Consider the following 20519-nt stretch of genomic DNA (forward strand, 5'->3'; position numbering starts at 1 on the left):
CGTGAGCGCGCTGAGCACGGAATGGGAGACGGCGGTGAGCCAGACGACGACGGTCGCCATGCAGGCCGCTCCGCCGACCGTGGACGCCCCGTGGCCCGTCGCGCTGCTCAACAGCAAGATCAAGGGATGGATCGACCGGCTGGGCACCGCCTGGGTCGAAGGCGAGATCACCCAGTGGGGCATCTCGGGCGGAAACGTCTACGGAAAACTCAAAGACCTGAACGAGGACGCGACGATCAGCTTCACGATCTGGTCGTCCGTGAAGGCGCGCATCCCCGCCGACCTGAAGCAGGGCGACCGCGTGGTGGCCGCGATCAAGCCGAACTTCTGGGTCAAGGGCGGCACGCTCACCATGCAGGTCTACGACATGAAGCACGTCGGCCTGGGCGACCTGCTCGAGCGGCTGGAGCGGCTGCGCCAGCAGCTCGCCGCCGAGGGCCTGTTCGCGATCGAGCGCAAGAAGCGCCTCCCGTTCCTCCCCCACACCATCGGCCTCGTGACGGGCAAGGACTCCGACGCCGAGAAGGACGTGCTGCGCAACGCCCAGCTCCGCTGGCCGCAGGTGCGCTTCCGGGTCGTGCACGCGTCCGTCCAGGGCGAGCGCACCGTGACCGAGGTGGTCTCCGCGATCCGCACGCTCGACGCCGACCCCGAGGTCGAGGTCATCATCGTCGCCCGCGGCGGCGGCGACTTCCAGAACCTGCTCGGCTTCAGCGACGAGCGGCTCGTGCGGGCCGCAGCGGCAGCGCTCACGCCGATCGTCAGCGCGATCGGCCACGAGGCCGACCGGCCCCTGCTCGACGAGGTGGCCGACCTCCGCGCCTCCACCCCCACCGACGCGGCCAAGCGGGTGGTGCCGGATGTGGCGGAGGAGCTGGCGCGCGTGCAGCAGGCCCGCGCCCGCATCGGCATCCGCGTCACCCAGCGGATCGCCCACGAGATCGACCGGATCGGCCACCTGCGCACCCGGCCGGTCCTCGCGTCGCCGTCGTGGATCGTCGACGCGCGCGCCGAGGAGCTCACCCGGTACGTCGCCCGCGGGACCGAACTGGTCGCCCGACGCGTCGAGCGTGAGACGACGCGGGTCGCCGAGCTGCGCGGCCAGCTCCGGGCGCTGTCGCCGCAGGGGACGCTCGACCGGGGCTACGCGATCGTGCAGACGCCGGCCGGCCACGTCGTGACCGACCCGGCCGAGGCATCCACCGGCACCGAGCTGCGGGTCACCGTGTCGGGCGGATCGTTCGCCGCGACCGCGGGCGACCGGCTTCCGTCGCCCGCCGGCCACGGCACGGCGGCTGGAGCCGACCACCCGTCGGCCCCAGCGGACCTCCAGCGGGACAAATAGAATGGACGTCATGCCCAGTTCCGAGACCGCCCCCGCGGGTGACCCGCTCAGCGCGCTCAGCTACGAAGAGGCGCGCGACGAGCTGATCCGCGTGGTCGGCGAGCTCGAGCAGGGCTCGGCGACGCTCGAAGAGTCGATCGCCCTGTGGGAGCGCGGAGAGGCGCTCGCCCGTCACTGCGAGGAGTGGCTGATCGGCGCGAAGGCGCGGCTGGATGCGGCGCGCTCGGGCGCGGCAACCGCTCCGCAGTCGTCAGAAGCTGCACAGTCCTCAGAAGCTTCACAGTCCTCAGAAGCCCTGGGCGGATGAGCCCCCGCACCAGCAAGCCGCCCGCGGTCGTCGCCGAGCTCGGCCGCCCGGAGACGCCAGAGGAGACGGCGGCCCGCAAGGCCCAGAACTCGGCGAACCACCGCAACCGGCAGACGATCAACAACCTGATCTACTCGCTCATCGCGACGCTCGCTCTCGTCGCGGTGATCGTGCTCGTCGTGCCGCGCGGCAATCCGACGGCGACGAAGGCGCCCGTCGACTACGCCGCCGTGGCCCAGGAGGCGCAGGGCAGCGAGCCGGACCGCCTGCTCGTGCCGAAACTCCCCTCGACCTGGACGTCGAACAACGCCGAGCTGCGCACCAAGACCGCCGACGGCGTCGACTCCTGGTACATCGGGCTGATCACGCCGAAGAAGCAGTTCATCGGGATCACGCAAGGCTTCGGAGCGAACGACAGCTGGGTGTCGGATCAGGTCGCCAAGTCGAGGATCGCGGGCACCCGCGACATCGACGGCGTCACCTGGGACGTCTACGACAACCGCGCGAGCGGCTCCGGCAACGGCAACGTCGACTACGCCCTGGTGACCAACGCGGGCCACAGCTCCGTCATCGTCTTCGGCACCGCCGTCGACACCGAGTTCCGCACGGTGGCGTCGTCGCTGGCCGATCAGATCCGCTCACTCGGAGGAGGACAATAACCGTGCCGACAACGCGCCCCGGAAAGATCTGGAACGCCATGCTCGAGGGCAACGCTCGCTTCGTCGCGGGCGAGCCGCAGCATCCGCACCAGGATGTGACGCGCCGTGAGGTCGTGGCGGGAGGCCAGGAGCCGGTCGCCGCCATCTTCGGGTGCGCCGACTCCCGCCTCGCCGCCGAGATCATCTTCGACCTCGGGCTGGGCGACGCGTTCGTCGTGCGCAACGCCGGACAGGTCGTCTCCGACTCGGTCGTCGGATCGCTCGAGTACGCGGTCGCCGTGCTGAACGTCCCGCTCATCCTCGTGCTCGGCCACGACAGCTGCGGCGCGGTGGCCTCGGCCATCGCCTCCCAGGCCGCCGACGCCGACCCGCTCCCGCCGCACATCGCCGACCTGATCGCGCCGATCGTCCCCGCCGTGCACCGTATCGCTGGCCCGGGCGCCGTCGACCCGTCCGGGGTCGACGCCTCGGCGGTGGGACGCGAGCACCTGCGCGACACCGTCTCCGACCTGCTCGCGCAGTCGGAGATCATCTCCTCCGCGGTCGCCGAGAATACCCTCGCGATCGTCGGAGCCAACTACCGGCTCGCGGAGGGCCGGGTCGTCCCCGACGTCGTCGTCGGCATGCGCGACTGACACCAGCTCCCGCCAACAGAAAGGAAACACACACCGTGGTGGACACCCCGGCGGACGCCGAGTACCGCATCGAACACGACACGATGGGCGAGGTGCGCGTCCCGAAGGACGCCCTGTACAGCGCGCAGACGCAGCGCGCGGTCGAGAACTTCCCCATCTCGGGCGACGTGCTCGAGCCGGCCCAGATCGCCGCCCTCGCGCGCATCAAGAAGTCGGCCGCCCTCGCGAACGCCCGGCTGGGCGTGCTCGACCAGGACATCGCCGACGCGATCGCCGCCGCGGCCGATGAGGTGGCCTCCGGCGCGCACGACGCCGAGTTCCCGATCGACGTCTACCAGACCGGATCCGGCACGTCGTCGAACATGAACATGAACGAGGTGCTGGCGACGCTCGCGTCGCGCCGCCTGGGCCGCCCGGTGCACCCGAACGACCACGTGAACGCCTCGCAGTCCTCCAACGACGTCTTCCCGACCTCGGTGCACATCGCGGTGACGGGTGCGCTCATCGACGAGCTCATCCCGGCGCTCGACCACCTCGCCGTCTCGCTCGAAGCCAAGGCGGAGCGGTGGGCGGAGGCCGTGAAGAGCGGGCGTACGCACCTCATGGATGCGACCCCGGTCACCCTGGGCCAGGAGTTCGGCGGGTACGCCGCGCAGATCCGCTACGGCATCGAGCGCATCCGCGCCGCCCTCCCCCGCGTCGCCGAGGTCCCGCTCGGCGGGACGGCCGTCGGCACCGGCATCAACACCCCGCTCGGCTTCCCGCAGCTCGTCATCGAGCTGCTGACGGAGGAGACCGAGCTGCCGATCACCGAGGCGCGCAACCACTTCGAGGCGCAGGCCAACCGCGATGCACTGGTGGAGGCGTCCGGCGCCCTCCGCACGATCGCCGTCTCGCTGACGAAGATCTCGAACGACCTCCGCTGGATGGGCTCCGGCCCGAACACCGGACTCGGCGAGCTGCACATCCCGGACCTCCAGCCCGGCTCCTCGATCATGCCCGGCAAGGTGAACCCGGTCATCCCGGAGGCCGTGCTCATGGTGGCGTCGCGGGTCGTCGGCAACGACGCGACCATCGCCTGGAGCGGCGCGTCGGGCCTGTTCGAGCTGAACGTCGCCATCCCGGTCATGGGCACCGCGCTGCTGGAGTCGATCCGTCTGCTCACCCAGGCAAGCCGCGTGCTCGCCGACAAGACGATCGACGGCCTCGAGGCCAACCTGGAGCGCGCCCGCGCCTTCGCCGAGTCGAGCCCGTCGATCGTGACGCCGCTCAACCGCGTGATCGGGTACGAGGCCGCCGCGAAGGTCGCCAAGCACGCCGTGGCCAAGGGAATCACCGTGCGCGAGGCCGTCATCGACCTGGGCTTCGTCGAGCGCGGCGAGGTCACCCTCGACCAGCTGGACGCCGCCCTCGACGTCCTCTCGATGACGCACCCCGGCTGACCCTCCCCCGTCGAGTACGCACAAACTGCACGCAGAATCGGCATTCTGCGTGCAGTTTTTGCGTACTCGACGGGGGCACGGAATTAGAGTCGGGGGGTGCTGTCGTATGCGGATGCGCTGCCGGAGAGGCCGCGGCGGGTGCTCGTCGCGGGGGTGTCGGGCAGCGGCAAGACGACGCTTGCCGGGCGCATCGCGCAGCTGACCGGCGGACCGCACACCGAGATCGATGGACTCTTCCACGGGCCGGGATGGGAGCCGCGGCCGGAGTTCGCGGACGACGTGCGCGCTTTCACCGCGGCCGACGCGTGGACGACCGAGTGGCAGTACTCCGCGGTGCGCGACCTTCTGGCCCAGCGCGCCGACCTCCTGGTCTGGCTCGATCTGCCGTTCGTCCGGGTGACGCTGCCGCGGGTCGTTCACCGCACGCTCCGACGCCGCATCCACGGCAAGGAGCTCTGGAACGGCAATCGCGAACCGCCGCTCCGGACGATCTTCCGCGACCCGGAGCACATCATCCGTTGGTCGATCTCGACCCGGAACGCCTACGCCGAGCGCGTTCCCGCCGCCGAGCGGGCCTATCCGCACCTCACCGTCGTTCGCCTGCGCTCCACGCGCGAGGTCGAGCGCTGGCTGGCAGGCCCCCTGCGCGCGGCCACCGCGGCAAACAGCTCCTGAGTTTTTCGCTCGAAACGCCGTCTTTCGTGCGAAAAACTCAGGAGCGGATTGCGTGGGTCGCGTTAGAAGAAGCGGTCGGCGGGGGCGTCGTCGGTGAGCGGGAGGAATGAGGCGCACTGCCAGCGCTGCGTCGCCGCCGCCTGCGGGCTGTTCGCTGCGGACCAGGGCGGATAGACCCGGAAGCCGCGCTTGCCCCCCACACCGTCGACCGAGACGACACCACGCGATGCGAGCGTCTCGCTCGGGAACACGAACGCCCCGACGTCGCTCCCCTCGCGCGCGACGACCACCAGCCGACGCTGATCGCCCACGCCGAACGGCTCGGTGCCGCCGTCGGACGCACGACGCCAGACGGCGACGAACAGACCCGACTTGCGTGGCGTCACCCGCGCCGACCGGAACCGCACCAGGCCGCCCGGAGTCTCGCACGCGGCAGCGTCGTATCCGCCGTTGTCGGCCTCTGGAAGCAGCTCTCCGCGCGGGACGCCCAGCGCATCCATCACGCTCAGCACCCGCTGGATGTCGGCAGCAGTCATGCGCCCTCCCCCGTCATCGACGAAGACGAGGGAGGGCGATGATTCATGACGGGCGACGGGCGACGGGCGACGGGCTACGCGAGCTCGTTCGCCTCCAGCATCTCGGTGACCAGGGCGGCGATCGCGGAGCGCTCCGAGCGGCTCAGCGTGACGTGCGCGAACAGCGGGTGACCCTTCAGCGTCTCGATCACGCTGGCGACGCCGTCGTGGCGCCCGACCCGGAGGTTGTCGCGCTGCGCGACGTCGTGCGTGAGCACGACGCGCGAGTTCTGACCGATCCGGCTGAGCACCGTCAGCAGCACGTTGCGCTCCAGCGACTGGGCCTCATCCACGATCACGAACGCGTCGTGCAGCGACCGGCCGCGGATGTGCGTGAGCGGCAACACCTCGAGGATGCCGCGGTCGAGCACCTCGTCGAGCACGTTCTGCGAGACCAGTGCTCCGAGCGTGTCGAAGACCGCCTGGCCCCACGGGTTCATCTTCTCGCCCGCGTCGCCGGGCAGGTAGCCGAGCTCTTGGCCGCCGACCGCGTACAGCGGGCGGAACACCATGATCTTCTTGTGCTGCCTGCGCTCCAGCACCGCTTCGAGGCCGGCGCAGAGCGCGAGCGCCGACTTGCCCGTGCCGGCACGGCCGCCGAGCGAGAGAATTCCGATCTCCGGATCGAGGAGCAGGTCGATCGCGAGCCGCTGCTCGGCCGAGCGCCCGTGCAGCCCGAAGACGTCGCGGTCGCCGCGGACCAGCTTCACCTCGCCCTCGGCGACGACACGGCCCAGGGCGGAGCCGCGGTCCGAGTGGATGACGAGGCCGGTGTTGATCGGGAGGTCGGCGGCCAGCTCCGTCCGCATCCACTCGTCCTCGTACAGCGCGGCCATCTGGTCGCTGCCCAGCGAGATGTCGGCGAGGCCTGTCCAGCCGGAGTCGACCACCTGCTCGTGCCGGTACTCCTCCGCGGCGAGGCCGATCGAGGCGGCCTTGACGCGCAGGGGAAGGTCTTTGGAGACGACGGTCACGTCGAGCCCGTCGTTCGACAGGTTGAGCGCGACCGCGAGGATGCGCGAGTCGTTGTCGCCGAGCTGCATTCCGCTCGGCAGAACCGACATGTTCGAGTGGTTGAGCTCCACCCGCAGCGAGCCGCCGTCCCCCACGGGGATCGGGAAGTCGAGCCGCTCGTGCTCGACCCGCAGGTCGTCGAGGTTGCGCAGCGCCTGCCGCGCGAAGTACCCCAGCTCGGGGTCGTTGCGCTTGCCCTCGAGCTCGCTGACGACGACGACGGGGATGACGACAGCATGCTCCGCGAAACGGAAGATGGCCTTCGGATCGGAGAGGAGGACGGACGTGTCGAGCACATACGTGCGCTCACTCGTCTTCGCCGCTCCCGCTGCCTCGCCGTTCGACCGGGTTGCTGCCTGTCGGGTTGCTGATTCCGCCACGACCACTCCCACCCCGCCGCTCCCTCGGGAGCCGGCGGATCTCACTGACGAGACGGCCGCTTGGTTTCGAGACGAACTTTTGTGGCCGTCTCGATCGGGCGCGGTGCCCGATGCGACGAACCTACGCCCGGCCGCCGACACCCGTCCGACCGCGGGACAGCGTGTCGTGTTTCGTTCAGGTGAACATTCACCCCCCGTTCTGGGAGGGTGGCGCGGGAGGCCGCGGAGCGCCCGATCAGGCGGCGGACGCGTACGAGGTGAACGCCGCCCGCAGCATATCGAGCGTCTCGGCCGTGGTGCCCGCGTGGACGCTGATGCGCACGTTCGTCGCCCGCACCGAGGCGGAGACGCCGTGATTGTGCAGGGAGGCGCCCAGCACGGTCAGCTGCTCGGGCAGCGGCTCCAGCACGATCATCCCCGCCCGCTCCGCCGGGCTCCGCGAGGAGCTGACCGGCACCGCGAACTCGTCCGCGAGCTGCAGCACGCGCTCGACGTTGTCGGAGATCGCCGCGGAGATCGCGCTCACGCCGACCGAGGCCACCTCCTCCAGGGCCGCGGCGAAGCGCGCCTGCGCCACCCGGTCCGGGTTGGAGACGGAGAAGGCGCCAGCACCGCGCACCGGCTCGAGCACTTCGTCCCACGGCTGCTGCGGCCCGGACCCGGTCCAGCCGCTGAAGACGGGGGTGAGGTGGTCGACCGCGCGCTCGCTGAGCGCGAGGAATCCCGTGCCCCAGCCCGCGCGCATCCACTTCTGGCCGCCGGACACGACGACGTCGGCGACCTCCCACGGCGCGTCGACGACGCCGAAGCCCTGGATGGCGTCGACGATCAGCAGGCGGTCGCCGATGACCTGGCGGATGCCGTCGATGTCGGCGAGGTAGCCGGTCCGGGAGTCGACGAGGCTCACCATCACGGCCGACGTGCTGTCGGTCAGCTGCTCGCGGATGCGCGCAGGCGTCACGCGGCCGCCGTCCGTCTCCAGCCAGGTCGGCGTGATGACGCGCAGTGCCCGCGCCGCGCGCTCGGCCGCGTAGGTGAGAGAGGGGAACTCGGCCAGCGACAGGAGCACGTCGCCGCCGGTCAGCCCGAACGCCGCGTGCAGCAGCCCGCTCGACGCGTTCGGCTGGAACGCCACCTGGTCGGCGGGGAACCCGGTCAGGGCGCTGACCGCGTCCCGCACCCGTTCGTCCTCCGCGCCCATCCGGTCGATGGTGCCGAAGCGCGCCTTGGAGAGGATCTCGTACTGCCCGATCGCCTCCGCCCGCACGGTGGCGGACAGCGGACCGACCCGTCCGTAATCCAGATATCCGGGCTCTTCGCCGAACCCGCGGGCATACTCCTCGACCGTTGTCACCCTCCGATTCTGGCCGAGCCGACCGGCTAGCCGGAAATCGGGGACGAAACGGAACAGGGGGCGCCGCGTGCCGCGCTCAGCCGCCGAAACGGCGATTGCGGCGCGAGTAGTCGCGCACCGCGCGCAGGAAGTCGACCTCGCGGAGGTCCGGTCCGAGCGCCTCCACGAAGTAGAACTCGCTGTGCGCGCTCTGCCACAGCATGAAGTCGCTGAGGCGCTGCTCCCCCGAGGTCCGGATGACGAGGTCGGGATCGGGCTGGCCTCCGGTGTAGAGGTGCTCGCCGATCAGGTCGGGCGTGAGGAGGTCGGCGAGCGTCTCCAGGCTGCCGCCCTCCGCGTGGTGCGCCGCCACGATGCTGCGCATGGCGTCGGTGATCTCTTTGCGGCCGCCGTAGCCCACCGCGAGGTTGATGTGCATCCCGGTGTTCGCGGCGGTGCGCTTCTCCGCATCCGCCAGCGCCTCGAGCAACCGGGGAGGGAGGCCGGTCGCCGACCCGACGTGCTTGACACGCCAGTCGCGGTAGTGCGAGAGGTCGTCGGCCAGCTGGGCGATGATGTCGATGAGGTCGCCGAGCTCGCCGCTCTCGCGGTTGGTGAGGTTGTCCGACGACAGCAGGTAGAGCGTGACGACCTGGATGCCCAGCTCGTCGCACCACTCCAGGAACTCGTGCATCTTGGCGGCGCCCGCACGATGGCCGTGCGCGACGGTCGTCATGCCGGCCTGCCGCGCCCACCGGCGGTTGCCGTCGATGATCATGGCGACGTGCTTCGGGAGCGACTCGCGATTGAGGTCACGGCGGAGGCGCTTCTGGTAGAGCCCGTAGAGCAGCCCGCTGGCCTCCAGCCGGCCCATCCCCGGCGTTCCGCGTCTGCTCACGCTGCTACGTTAGCGCGGTCGACCGGGGCCGGCTCACAGCATCCGGCCACCCGTCCTCCCCTACTCTTGGTCTATGTCGCCCCGAGAGAGTCAGAACACCGGTACGACCGGCGACCGCGCGGCCGACGAGGACGTCGCCGAGCTGCTGGCGGAGCCTGCCGCCGACCTGAGCACCTCCGACGCGGCCGTCCAGGCGGACGAGCGCGAGGCGCGCGACGGCGGCCCGGAACTGCCGAACATCCCGCTGCTGGATGCCTCCCCGGCCTTCCCCGGCGAGGTCAAGCCGACCTGGCGCGGCTGGATCCACGCTGCGACGTTCCCGGTCGCCATCGCGGCGGGCATCGTCCTCATCAGCCTCGCCCAGGGCGCACCGGCCAAGTGGGCGTCCGCCGTGTTCATGCTCACGTCGATGCTGCTCTTCGGCAACTCGGCGCTGTACCACCGCTTCAACTGGCGCCCGCGCACCAAGATCATCCTGAAGCGCATCGACCACGCCAACATCTTCCTGCTGATCGCGGGGACGTACACGCCGCTCGCGGTGCTGGCGCTCCCACCCGAGAAGGGCATCCTGCTGCTCTCGCTGGTGTGGGCCGGCGCCCTCATCGGCATCGGCTTCCGGGTGTTCTGGATCAGCGCGCCGCGCTGGCTGTACGTGCCGATCTACGTCGCTCTCGGCTGGGCGGCGATGATGTACATCGTCGACCTGGTCGACGCCAACGTCGCGATGATGGTGCTCGTGCTCGTCGGCGGCCTGATGTACACCGCCGGTGCGGTGATCTACGGCATGAAGCGGCCGAACCCGTTCCCCGGGCGCTTCGGCTTCCACGAGATCTTCCACACGCTGACCGTGCTGGCGTTCCTCTGCCACTGGACGGCGACACTGCTGATCGCGCTGCACCCCGCCTACAACGCCGGCTGACCCGCGACCCGCTTGAGTGGAGACGGGTCAGGTCGGCAGCGCCCTCCGGCCGGTCACCTGCTTCATGACCAGGGTCGACGACAGCTTGCGGACGCCGGGCAGCGCCCCCAGCGGCCCATCGAACAGCTGCTGGTATCCCGTGAGGTCGGCGGTCAGCACGCGGAGCATGTAGTCCGGGTCGCCGAACAGCCGCTCGGCCTGCACGATGTTCGGGATGGCGAGCACCCCCTCCTCGAACGCCCCGACGGTCTCCGGGTCGGTCCGGTCGATGGTGACGAACACGATCGCCTCGAAGTCGAGCCCGACCGCCGCGGGAGAGACCACGGCGCGGTACTGCTCGATCACGCCGGCGTTCTCCAGCTCGCGCACGCGACGGTGGCACGGCGACAGCGTCAACCCGACGCGCGCGGCGAGGTCGGTGAGGCTGAGCCGGCCGTCTTCCTGCAGTGCAGCGAGAATCTCCCTGTCGATCGCATCCATGCGGCAGATTCTTCCACGAATACGCACCGCATGCACGAAAGTGGCAAGCACTTTCGGCCTCCTACGCCATAGCTTTCCAGTGCACCGCAGAGCGCGGGCGAAGGGAGGACGGCGATGGATCCGGCACTGGTCTTCGGCTTCTGGGGCGTCGCGGCCCTCCTCGTCTGCACGCCGGGCGCCGACTGGGCGTACGCGGTCACCGCCGGGCTCGGCGGCCGGACGCTGCTGCCCTCGATCGGCGGAATCCTGTTCGGGTACCTCGTGGTGGTCGTCGCGGTCGCGGTCGGACTGGGCGCGCTCGTCGCCGCCAATCCCGTGCTTCTCGACGTGCTCACCGTCGGCGGCGCCCTCTACCTGCTGTGGCTCGGGATCAGCGGGCTGGCGAGGTCGGCCGCACCGATCGCCGCGCAGACGGGTGCGGACGGTACCGGCGGCGCGTCGTCCGTCGCGTCCTTCCTGCGCGGAGCCGGCGTCAGCGGGTTCAACCCGAAGGGGCTGCTCGTGCTGGTCGCGCTCGTGCCGCAGTTCACCTCGGCGCACGGAGGCTGGGCCCCCGCGGCGCAGATGCTGATGCTCGGCGGGCTGTTCGTCGCGACCTGCGCGGTCGTCTACCTCACCGTCGCGGTTCTCGCCCGGCGGCTGCTGGCTGCACGCCCGCGCGGCACGGTCGTCATGGCACGCGTCTCGGCGATCGCCATGACCCTGATCGGCGTCGCGCTGCTCGCCGAGCGGGTGGCGCAGGCGTTCTGACCCGGACGACCCGCGAGGGGACGGCCGCTACGGCTGCTCGGGCCCGTCGCCCCGGCGCTCGGCCTCTTCCGCATCCAGCTTCTCGGCGATCTCGGCGCGGTAGCGCACGCGCCGGATCCTGCGCACCATGTCGATCACCAGCAGGACGACGACCACGGCCAGCAGGAAGGTGATGACGAAGCCGATCACGCCGGGGGTGACCGAATCGTCGTCGGGCGTCCCGGATGGCGTTGGCGTCGGGGTGGCGGCCAGCAGGACGGAGGCGCGCAGCAGAGCGTCGGCGATCACGCACGCACCTCGGCGACGAGGTCGATCTCGGGCATCCAGGTCTCCACTTTCGAGTCGATGAGCGGCGACTCCTCCGTCGGCCGGGCGGCCCGCAGGATGTCGGTGGGCCAGGAGGCGCCAGCATTCACAGCTTTCTCTCCTAGTCTGGTATCAGCCTACCGTCGCCCGGCGGGAGGCTCCTGAGCGGAAGGCGGGACTGGACGGCATGGCGGTGCACGCATGACGGCGACCCCGACTCCCCCGGTTCCCACGCCATCGGCCTCCGCGCCCTCGGCTGCGACGCCGCGCGTCCCCACGCTCGACACCCGCTACGGCCGCACCCCCCAGCGGAAGCGGCGCGACCGCTGGCTGCTCATCGGCGGAGCGGTCGCCCTCGTCGCGATCGTCACCGGGTGGGTCTTCTGGGCCGGCTGGGACAACAACCAGGCGAACCTCGAGACGACCGACACCGCCTACACGATCCCCGACGACCATCACGTCGACATCTCGTTCACGATCAATGCGCCGCCGGGCACGCCCGTGACCTGTGCCCTCCAGGCGCTCAACGAGGACTTCGCGATCGTCGGCTGGCGCATCGTCGAGTACCCCGGTTCGGAGACGCGCGTGACCTCCCACACCGAGTCGATCCGAACGATCATGACGCCCAACACGGGTTTGATCAACACCTGCTGGCTGACCTAGTATTGTGCGGATACGCCCCGGCCGTGGCCGGGGCGTCGACTTTAGCACCGGTACCGAACCGGACCATCTGCTCGCGTGCTGGCCGCCCCGTGGCGGCAGCCGCAGGCGCGAAGGAGTTCATCATGTCTCAGGAGTCTCAGGTCACGTTTCTGACCCAGGACGCGTACGACCGTCTCGCGGCCGAGCTCGAGGAGCTCAGCGTCAACGGCCGCAACGAGATCGCGAAGCGCATCGAGGCGGCCCGCGAGGAGGGCGACCTCAAGGAGAACGGCGGCTACCACGCGGCCAAGGACGAGCAGGGCAAGATCGAGGCCCGCATCGTCCAGCTGACCAACCTCCTGCGCAACGCGACGGTGGGCGCGGCGCCGGAGAGCCACGGCGTCGTCGAGCCCGGCACCGTCGTCACCGCGACGATCGCGGGCGACGAGAGCGTGTTCCTCATCGGCAACCGCGAGATGGCGGCCGGGACCGACCTCCCCGTCTACAGCGAGCAGAGCCCGCTCGGCGCGGCCATCCTCGGCCTGAACGTCGGCGACACGACCGAGTACACCGCCCCGAACGGCCGTCAGATCGCCGTCGAGGTCACCAAGGTCGAGACCTACACCGGCCAGTAACGCCCCGCCGCACCCCGGCACCCACGCGAACAGCTCCTGAGTTTTTCCGCCGTTTCTCCGCGAAACGAGCGAAAAACTCAGGAGCTGTCGGCGTTATTCGTCGTCGACGACGGGGTCGTAGCCCGCGGCGCGGAGCGCGTCGATGACCTGGCGGCGGTGGTCGGTGCCGCGCGTCTCGACGCTGACGTCGAGCTCCACCTGGCTGAGCTGCATCCCGCGCCCGTGCCGGGTGTGCAGCACCTCGACCACGTTGGCGTTGACACCGGCGAGGATCTCGGCGATGCGCGCCAGCTGGCCCGGGCGGTCCGGAAGCATGATGGTCAGCTTGAGGTACCGGTCGGAGGCGGCGAGACCCTGGCTGATGACGCGCTGCATGAGCAGGGGGTCGATGTTGCCGCCCGAGAGGATGGCCACGGTCTTTCCATCGGCTGTCACCGATCCGGCGAGGATCGCGGCGACACCCGCGGCGCCGGCCGGCTCCACCACGAGCTTGGCGCGCTCCAGGAGCAGGACCATCGCGCGGGCCATGTCGTCCTCGGAGACGGTGACGATCTCATCCACCGCCTCGCGGACGATCTCGAAGTTGAGCGCGCCGGGGCGGCGCACGGCGATGCCGTCGGCGATCGTGCCGGTGAGCGAGATCTCCGTCGGCGCCCCCGCCGCGAGCGACGGAGGGTAGGCGGCCGCGTTCGCCGCCTGCACGCCGATGATCCGCACCGTTCGCCCGGAGAGCGCCGCGCGCTGCTTGATCGCGCTGGCGACGCCCGAGATGAGGCCGCCCCCGCCGATCGGGACGATCACGGTCGCGACGTCGGGCACCTCGTCGAGGATCTCGAGGCCCAGCGTGCCCTGGCCGGCGATCACGTCCGGGTGGTCGAACGGCGGGATGAGCACGGCGCCGGTCTCGGCCGCGAAGTCGGCAGCGGCCTCGAGGGTCTCGTCGACGACGCTGCCGCTGAGCACCACATCCGCCCCGTAGGCGCGCGTGGCCTGGAACTTGGGGATGGCGACGCCGACGGGCATGAAGATCGTCGCGTGAATGCCGAGCTCGCGGGCGGCGAAGGCGACGCCCTGCGCGTGGTTGCCCGCGGAGGCGGCGACGACGCCGCGTGCGCGCTCCTCCGCGCTCAGCTTCGACAACCGGTTGTATGCTCCGCGGATCTTGTAGGAGCCGGTGCGCTGCAGGTTCTCGCACTTGAGGATCACGGGGGCGCCGAAGACGTCGCTCAGGAAGCGCGAGGTCTCCATCGGCGTCGGCTGGGCGACGTGGGCGACGATGGCGCGCGCAGCCTCGAACTCGTCCAGGCTGGGGCCTGCGAACGGGGTGCGCGTGTGATCGGTCGCGATTGCCACCCGCTCAGCCTAGCGGCGCTCGTATGCCGGCGACTGTATGCATATCGGCGCTACGGCCGCGCGGGCGGGCGCCGCACCGGCCGCGGCACCGTCTCCCAGATCGCGCGTTCTGGCGGCGTGTAGTCGGACGGTGCAGCGTTCCGCCAGACGCCGCTCGCCACGTAGTGCACCATCACGTTGAGGACCGCCACGAACGGCACGGCGAACAGCGCGCCCGGGATGCCGGCCAGCAGCGATCCCGCCGCCACGGCGAGCACCACGGCGAGCGGGTGCACCTTCACGGCGCTGCCCATGATGAGCGGCTGGAGGATGTGTCCCTCGATCTGCTGCACCAGCAGGACGACGCCGAGCATGATCAGCGCGAACACCCAGCCCTTGAAGACGAGCGCGATGAAGATCGCGAGCGCCCCGGTGACGACCGCGCCGACCACCGGGATGAACGATCCGAGGAACACCAGGACCGAGATCGGGATCACCAGCGGCAGCCCGAGGAAGAACGCGCCGAGGCCGATGCCGAGCGCGTCGATCGAGGCGACGAGCACCTGCACCTTGGCGAAGTTCCGGAGCGTGACCCAGCCGGCCTTGCCCGCCCCGTCGATCGCCGCACGCGACCGCTTGGGGAAGACGCGGACGATCCAGCCCCAGATGCTCTTGCCGTCGATGAGGATGAAGATCGTGCTGAACAGGGTCAGCAGAGCGCCGGCGAAGACATGCCCGAGGGTCGAGCCGACCGACAGCGCGCCGGAGAGGAAGACCTGGCCGTCCTGCTGGATCGACTTCCCGATCGACGCGAACGCGTTGCTGATCTGGTCGGGGCTGAGCCCGAGCGGTCCGCTGGTCAGCCACGCCTGCAGGTCGTTGAACGAGGCGACCGACTGCTTCTGCAGCTCGCCGCTCTGCCGCGTCACCTGCCAGATGGCCAGATAGAGCAGGCCGCCGACCACGATGACGAGGGTGATCAGCACGACGACGATCGCCAGCCATTTCGGCCAGCGGTGCCGCACGAGGAAGTCCTTGAACGGCACGAGCAGACCCGAGAGCAGCACAGCGATGAGCACCGGGATGACGATGAGCTTGAGCTGGATGATCAGGAAGATGACGACGGCGAGGACCGCGCCGATCACCAGCAGCCGCCACGACCAGGCCCCGGCGATGCGCATCCCGCGCGGGACGGTCTCGTCGGCGTCCTCGATCGGCTCGCCGAGCTCTTGCCGGCGGCGCTGGAACCAGGCGCGGGCGGGGGCGCGGTTGGCCTCCTGGCCGGCTCCGGGCGCAGTCGTGGGCGACGGGACGGGGCGGTCGGTGTCGGACATGACCGTCAGTGTAGGCCGCGGCCGTGTCCCTTCGGAGAAACGCGGCCGCGGCTCTCGGCCCCTTGACAGCGAGCCCGGTCAGAGCTGCAGGATCAGGGGCGGGTACTCGATGACCGTCCGGTACCACTGCCAGCCGGCCCCTCCGGTCTGCTGGATGGAGGCGTACGTCACCTGCGTCGGCGGGACGTGCTTCAGCCCGACGACGACGGCGACGTTCCCGTTCACCGTCCGTGCGCCGAGCCCGGTGGGCGTCGTGCCGCCCGCGAAGCCGCCGACGGTGAGGTTCACGCTGCCGTTCGTCGCGATGACGAAGGTGACGACGTAGTCGCCCACCGCCGTCGCTCCGTAGTCGCCCGGCGTGAAGTGCACGGACACCCCCGGGCCGCCGGACGGTGTCGGGCGGTACGTGAACGACGCGTAGGGCGTGCCGGTCGTGTCCGTCTGCATGATGTCGGACGCGATGAGGGTCAGGTTGGTCCGCCCCTTCCCCACCGTGTGGGTGGGGCTGATGGTGTCGATGGGACGGAACCACGGGAAGGTGATGACATCGTGCACCGAGATGCGGTGTGCGATGTCCGTGAGGGACTGGGTCTTCTCGAACGTTGCGGGATCGATCTGCACAGCGACTTCGGCGTCTTCCCCCGCACGTCCACCCCGATTCGGAGTCTCGCTGGACATGCGCGGACTCTACTCCGCGGTCAGCGCGCCGGGACTGCCCCATTTCCCGCGTCGCGCGGCGCGACGGTGACCGGCGATCCGGTCAGTCCGACGGCCACCCGCTCGCCCGGTTCGGGCCGCTCGCGGGCGCCGTGCTGCAGCGACAGCTCGGTGCCGTCCTCCAGCCGGACGCGCGTGCGCCGGAGGGCTCCGAGGAAGCTCGTCGTCAGCACGACGCCGGGGATGCCTCCGGCGGTGAGGACGACGTCCTCCGGCCGCAGGTAGGCGGTCACGGGACCCTCCGCCGCGTCGGAGGCCAGCGGCACCTCGTGCCCGAGGACCGTGAGCCGCCCACCCGCGACGACTCCGTCCACCCGGTTCGTCAGGCCGACGAACTCCGCGACGAACGCCGTCGCCGGGCGGTGGTAGAGCTCCTCGGGGCTGCCGATCTGCTCGATCCGGCCCGAGCGCATCACCGCGACCCGGTCGGCGACGGCGAGCGCCTCCTCCTGATCGTGGGTAACGAAGAACGTCGTGATGCCGAGCTCGGTCTGGATGCGGCGGATCTCGTCCCGCAGCTGCACCCTGACCTTCGCGTCGAGCGCCGACAGCGGTTCGTCGAGCAGCAGGACGCGCGGCTCGGTGACCAGGGCGCGGGCAAGGGCGACGCGCTGCTGCTGACCGCCGGAGAGCTGGTGCGCGTACCGGCCGGCGTGGTGGTCGAGGCCCACCAGTTCGAGGGCTTCCGCCGCGCGGCGGCGGCGGTCCGCCGGGGCGACCTTGCGCATCCGCAGACCGAACTCCACGTTCTGCCCGGCGGTGAGGTGCGGGAAGAGCGAGTACGACTGGAACACCATCCCGAGGTCGCGGCGGCTGGTCGGCTCGTCGGTGACGTCGCGGCCGTCGATGAGGATGCTGCCGCTGTCCACCCGCTCCAGCCCGGCCAGGGAGCGGAGCGCGGTCGTCTTGCCGCAGCCGCTCGGGCCGAGGAGCGCGATCAGCTCCCCCGGCGCCGCCTCCAGGTCGAAGCCGGACAGCCCGACGCCGCCGCCGAAGTCGCGGACGAGGTCGCGCAGCTCGACGGTGGAGCCGGTGCGGGAGGAGAGGAGCGGGGTCTCGAGGGCGGTCATGTCAGCCTTTCGCGGTGCGACGGCGCCGGACGCTCACGAGGCGGTCGACGACGACGAGGAGGATGAACGCGAACACCAGCGCGAGGAGCGCGAAGATGACCGCGACGAAGGGGTCGGACTGCGACACCAGCAGCAGGGAGGTCTGCAGGTTGACGCGGGAGAGCAGCGAGGCGATCGTGAACTCGCCCAGCACGACGGCGACGGAGAGAGCGGAGGCGGCGAGGATGCCGCGGCGCAGGTTCGGAACGAGGACGCGCCAGAACACCGTCCACCAGCCGGCGCCGAGCGAACGGGCGGCCTCGCTGAGGGTGATCATGTCGACGGCGGCGACGTTGCTCTGGATCGCCCGGTAGGCGTACGGCAGGACCGTGATGCCGTACGCGAAGGCGAGGGTCCAGGCACCGGACCCGAAGATCTGGGTCACCACCGCGTAGGTCGGAGCGAGTCCGACGACCATCACGATCGCGGGGATCATGATCGGCAGCAGGCAGATCGCCTCCAGCAGCCGCCGCAGCTTCGGGAAGCGCAGCTCGACGAGCACGATCGTCGGCAGCAGCACGAGGAGGACGATCGCGACCGTCACGACCGCGAGCACGAGCGAGTTGCCGAGCCCCTGGTAGACGCGGTCGTACCGGGTCGTCTCCCCCGAGAAGACGGCCACCCACCGGTCGAGGTTGTAGACGCCGGGCTTCGCGGTGCGCAGGGTGAACTCGACCATGGAGAACAGCGGGATGAGGAAGAACAGCCCGAGAAGCGTCCAGATCACCGCGCGGACGACGGGACCGGGGCCGAGCCGGAGCTCGTGCGCGCGGCGCCGGGCCGGGCGGGCCTCGACGGCGCGGCTCACCGCTGCCACCTGGCCGTCCGTCGCACCAGCGCGGAGTAGCCGAGCATGACGACGACCATCACCAGGAGCATCCCGAGCGCCATCGCGCCGGCCAGGTTCGCCCGGCCGAGCACGGTCTCGCTGATCAGCGCCTGCCGGATCTGCAGCGAGACGATGTTGTTGGCCTGCCCGACGAGGGCGGCGGCCGTCGCGTACGACGAGAACGCGTTGGCGAAGAGCAGCAGCAGACTGCCGAGGAACGACGGGAGGAGGATGGGGCCGCCCACGCGCGTCCAGTACGTCCAGCGGCTCCCACCGAGGGTCGCGGTCGCCTCCAGCCACTGCGGGCGGAGTCCCTCCAGGGCCGGCATGAAGGTGATGACCATCAGCGGGATCTGGAAGTAGAGGTACGGGAGGATGAGGCCGGGCACCGTGTACAGCCACACGCCGTGCTCGTAGATGTTGATGTGCGCGACGTTCCGCAGCAGCACGGTCACCAGCCCCTGCGCGCCGATCGTGGCGATGAACGCGAAGGCGAGCATGACGCCGCCGAACTGGGCGAGGACGCTGCTGGCCGAATCCACCAGGGAGCGGGTCACGCCGCCGGACCGCGAACGGAGGAGGGCGAAGCAGAGGGCCGCCCCCGCGATCGCGCCGACGACGGCGGTCACGGCGGAGAGCCAGAACGCGCCGAAGAAGGAGCCGGCGATGGCCGGCTCGGCGAGCCCGGTCAGGTTCGCCCAGGTGAAGCGGCCGGCGTCGTCGAGGAATCCGCTGCCCACCGCGACGACGGTCGGGACGGCGAGGAACACGATGACGTAGAACGCGAACGGGGTCAGCCCCAGCACGGCGGCCGCGCCGCCCCTGCGGCGTCGTCCCGGCCGCTCGGCCGCGGCCCGGGCCGACGACGGCCGCCGCCGGATCTCCGTCTCGGAGATTCCGGCGGCGGCGCGTCCGACCGCAGGCGCCGCGGCGCCTGTGACGGTCTCGGTCATCAGCCGACCGCGTTCGCCCACTTGGCGTTCAGGAGGGTGCCGGCGTCGGTGGCCTGCTTGTCGTTCATGACAGCCACCTTCTCCAGCTTGCCCGGGAACTCGGCCTTGTCGAGCGTCCCGGCCTTCTCCATCGCGTCGACGCGCGCCGGGTAGGCGCCGCCCTTCAGCCATGCGTTCTGGGCGGCGTCGCTGTAGAGGTACTCCTCCCAGAGGCGCGCGGCCGCGGGGTGCGGGGCGTCCTTGTTCACGGCCTGGTTGTAGTAGCCGACGTACGCGGTGCCCGGGAGCACGACGTACTTCCAGTTCACGCCGCCGCCCTTGATCGTGTCGGAGGTGGCGTAGCCCTTCTGGTTGAACGACCAGTCGAGCAGCACCGGGGTCTCGCCCGAGGCGATGGTGTTCGGCTTGCCGTCGGCGGCGTTCCAGTTGCCGGCCTTCTTCAGCTTGGTGAACCAGTCGATGCCCGGGGTGAGGTCGTCGAGCGTCCCGCCGTTCTGCAGGGTGGCGTAGGCGACCGCTCCGGCCGCGGCGGCCGCCTGGGTCGGGTTGCCGTTGAGCGCGACGGCGCCCGCGAACTCCGGCTTCAGCAGGTCGTCGAACGACTTCGGCGGCGTCTTGATCTTGTTGGCGTCGTAGCCGACCGCCATGACGCCGTAGTAGCCGACCTTCCAGAGGCCGGTCTTCTCCTTCTGGCTGTCGGGGATGTCGTCCCAGCCGGTCGGCTTGTACGGCGCGAAGTACTCGGTGTTCGCGAGCGCGACCGAGGAGCCGATGTCGAAGGTGTCCGGAGCGGTGTCCTGCCCCTTGAGCTTCTTGGCAGCGTCGATCTCCTCCTGGCTGGAGGCGCTGTCCTGGCTCGGGTTGATCGTGATGCCGTACTTCTTGGTGAAGCCGTCGAAGATCTCCTGGTAGTTCGCCCAGTCGCCCGGGGTCGCGATGATGTTGAGGCTGCCCTCCTTCTTCGCGGCCGCGACCAGCGCGTCCATCCCGCCGGCGGACGCGACGTCGGTGGCGGTGCTGATCTTCGCGGTGTCTGCGGTGCTGGCGCTCGCGCCACCGGAGCAGGCGGAGAGCGAGAGTGCGACGACGGCGGCCGCGGCGGCGAAGCCGGCGACACGTGCGCGCTTGTTGATCACGGGTTTCCTCCAGTGCAAGGTGTCGACCGGGCGGAGCGCCCGGACGTCGTCACGGTAGGAAGGTCAGGCGTCCGGGCGGTCGCGTATCGGTGACGCGGCGGTGAACGTCCGGTG

Annotated in this window: 24 protein-coding genes; 10 read left to right on the forward strand and 14 right to left on the reverse strand. The window is 70.5% G+C overall.

The window, feature by feature from the left end; translation table 11 throughout:
• Positions 1-34: 34 nt before the first annotated feature.
• From xseA to BJ963_RS07750, 6 genes are all read left to right on the forward strand, one after another.
• Entirely contained in the window at positions 35-1345 is a 1311-nt protein-coding gene (xseA, locus tag BJ963_RS07725) for an exodeoxyribonuclease VII large subunit (RefSeq protein ID WP_343037328.1), read from the forward strand.
• 10 nt (positions 1346-1355) lie between these two features.
• On the forward strand, positions 1356-1652 hold the full coding sequence (locus tag BJ963_RS07730) for an exodeoxyribonuclease VII small subunit (protein WP_425484715.1): 297 nt from the start codon (positions 1356-1358) through the stop codon (positions 1650-1652).
• Complete coding sequence (locus BJ963_RS07735; protein WP_179455717.1) at positions 1649-2311, forward strand: DUF4245 domain-containing protein; 663 nt, start codon at positions 1649-1651, stop codon at positions 2309-2311. Before BJ963_RS07730 ends, BJ963_RS07735 begins: the two co-directional genes overlap by 4 nt.
• Positions 2312-2349: 38 nt before the next feature.
• Positions 2350-2946, forward strand: a complete 597-nt coding sequence (locus BJ963_RS07740; RefSeq protein ID WP_172824291.1) for a carbonic anhydrase — start codon at positions 2350-2352, stop codon at positions 2944-2946.
• A gap of 35 nt (positions 2947-2981) precedes the next feature.
• A complete protein-coding gene (locus tag BJ963_RS07745; protein ID WP_179455719.1) occupies positions 2982-4388 on the forward strand; it encodes an aspartate ammonia-lyase in 1407 nt (468 codons plus the stop codon).
• A 96-nt stretch (positions 4389-4484) separates the two neighbouring features.
• Entirely contained in the window at positions 4485-5063 is a 579-nt protein-coding gene (locus BJ963_RS07750) for a P-loop NTPase family protein (RefSeq protein ID WP_343037242.1), read from the forward strand.
• 62 nt (positions 5064-5125) lie between these two features.
• Here BJ963_RS07750 and BJ963_RS07755 read toward each other — a convergent pair whose 3' ends face one another.
• From BJ963_RS07755 to BJ963_RS07770, 4 genes are all read right to left on the reverse strand, one after another.
• The gene (locus BJ963_RS07755) at positions 5126-5599 is read right to left on the reverse strand and encodes a MepB family protein (protein WP_179455721.1); all 474 of its coding nucleotides are present in this window, start codon (positions 5597-5599) and stop codon (positions 5126-5128) included.
• 74 nt (positions 5600-5673) lie between these two features.
• Positions 5674-7038, reverse strand: coding sequence for an RNA 5'-3' helicase PhoH2 (gene phoH2, locus BJ963_RS07760; protein WP_343037329.1), 1365 nt, complete (start codon positions 7036-7038; stop codon positions 5674-5676).
• 229 nt (positions 7039-7267) lie between these two features.
• Complete coding sequence (locus BJ963_RS07765) at positions 7268-8386, reverse strand: aminotransferase class V-fold PLP-dependent enzyme (RefSeq protein ID WP_089909560.1); 1119 nt, start codon at positions 8384-8386, stop codon at positions 7268-7270.
• Between the two features lie 76 nt (positions 8387-8462).
• Positions 8463-9239, reverse strand: a complete 777-nt coding sequence (locus BJ963_RS07770; RefSeq protein WP_179458072.1) for an isoprenyl transferase — start codon at positions 9237-9239, stop codon at positions 8463-8465.
• 97 nt (positions 9240-9336) lie between these two features.
• Here BJ963_RS07770 and trhA point away from each other — a divergent pair, with 97 nt between their 5' ends.
• The gene (gene trhA / locus BJ963_RS07775) at positions 9337-10182 is read left to right on the forward strand and encodes a PAQR family membrane homeostasis protein TrhA (protein ID WP_089909554.1); all 846 of its coding nucleotides are present in this window, start codon (positions 9337-9339) and stop codon (positions 10180-10182) included.
• A gap of 27 nt (positions 10183-10209) precedes the next feature.
• Here trhA and BJ963_RS07780 read toward each other — a convergent pair whose 3' ends face one another.
• Positions 10210-10662, reverse strand: coding sequence for an Lrp/AsnC family transcriptional regulator (locus BJ963_RS07780; protein ID WP_089909551.1), 453 nt, complete (start codon positions 10660-10662; stop codon positions 10210-10212).
• 114 nt (positions 10663-10776) lie between these two features.
• Between BJ963_RS07780 and BJ963_RS07785 the strand changes: the two genes are divergently transcribed.
• Complete coding sequence (locus BJ963_RS07785; protein WP_179455723.1) at positions 10777-11412, forward strand: LysE family translocator; 636 nt, start codon at positions 10777-10779, stop codon at positions 11410-11412.
• 27 nt (positions 11413-11439) lie between these two features.
• Here the strand turns inward: BJ963_RS07785 and BJ963_RS07790 are convergent, their stop codons facing one another.
• Together BJ963_RS07790 and BJ963_RS19370 are read right to left on the reverse strand one after the other, a co-directional pair.
• Positions 11440-11700, reverse strand: a complete 261-nt coding sequence (locus BJ963_RS07790) for a hypothetical protein (RefSeq protein WP_179455725.1) — start codon at positions 11698-11700, stop codon at positions 11440-11442.
• Positions 11697-11828, reverse strand: coding sequence for a hypothetical protein (locus tag BJ963_RS19370; RefSeq protein WP_269457906.1), 132 nt, complete (start codon positions 11826-11828; stop codon positions 11697-11699). The genes BJ963_RS07790 and BJ963_RS19370 overlap by 4 nt, the downstream gene beginning before the upstream one ends.
• Positions 11829-11919: 91 nt before the next feature.
• Here BJ963_RS19370 and BJ963_RS07795 point away from each other — a divergent pair, with 91 nt between their 5' ends.
• Entirely contained in the window at positions 11920-12381 is a 462-nt protein-coding gene (locus BJ963_RS07795; RefSeq protein ID WP_089909544.1) for a DUF4307 domain-containing protein, read from the forward strand.
• 122 nt (positions 12382-12503) lie between these two features.
• A complete protein-coding gene (gene greA / locus BJ963_RS07800) occupies positions 12504-12995 on the forward strand; it encodes a transcription elongation factor GreA (protein ID WP_089916643.1) in 492 nt (163 codons plus the stop codon).
• A gap of 93 nt (positions 12996-13088) precedes the next feature.
• On the opposite strand, the gene ilvA is transcribed toward greA, so the two are convergent.
• The 7 genes from ilvA to BJ963_RS07835 all read right to left on the reverse strand — a co-directional run bounded on the left by ilvA (position 13089) and on the right by BJ963_RS07835 (position 20405).
• A complete protein-coding gene (gene ilvA, locus BJ963_RS07805; protein ID WP_089909541.1) occupies positions 13089-14348 on the reverse strand; it encodes a threonine ammonia-lyase in 1260 nt (419 codons plus the stop codon).
• Between the two features lie 50 nt (positions 14349-14398).
• Positions 14399-15661, reverse strand: coding sequence for an AI-2E family transporter (locus BJ963_RS07810; RefSeq protein ID WP_179455727.1), 1263 nt, complete (start codon positions 15659-15661; stop codon positions 14399-14401).
• 78 nt (positions 15662-15739) lie between these two features.
• Positions 15740-16339: a hypothetical protein gene (locus BJ963_RS07815; protein WP_218857039.1), complete on the reverse strand. Its 600-nt coding sequence runs from the start codon at positions 16337-16339 to the stop codon at positions 15740-15742.
• A 20-nt stretch (positions 16340-16359) separates the two neighbouring features.
• The gene (locus BJ963_RS07820; protein ID WP_179455729.1) at positions 16360-17448 is read right to left on the reverse strand and encodes an ABC transporter ATP-binding protein; all 1089 of its coding nucleotides are present in this window, start codon (positions 17446-17448) and stop codon (positions 16360-16362) included.
• Position 17449: 1 nt separating this feature from the next.
• Positions 17450-18304, reverse strand: coding sequence for an ABC transporter permease subunit (locus BJ963_RS07825; protein ID WP_179455731.1), 855 nt, complete (start codon positions 18302-18304; stop codon positions 17450-17452).
• Entirely contained in the window at positions 18292-19290 is a 999-nt protein-coding gene (locus BJ963_RS07830; protein ID WP_179455733.1) for an ABC transporter permease, read from the reverse strand. Before BJ963_RS07830 ends, BJ963_RS07825 begins: the two co-directional genes overlap by 13 nt.
• Positions 19269-20405: an ABC transporter substrate-binding protein gene (locus BJ963_RS07835; RefSeq protein WP_089909524.1), complete on the reverse strand. Its 1137-nt coding sequence runs from the start codon at positions 20403-20405 to the stop codon at positions 19269-19271. The genes BJ963_RS07830 and BJ963_RS07835 overlap by 22 nt, the downstream gene beginning before the upstream one ends.
• Positions 20406-20519: the final 114 nt, after the last annotated feature.

Source organism: Leifsonia soli (assembly GCF_013408745.1).
GTDB classification, from domain to species: Bacteria; Actinomycetota; Actinomycetes; order Actinomycetales; family Microbacteriaceae; genus Leifsonia; species Leifsonia soli.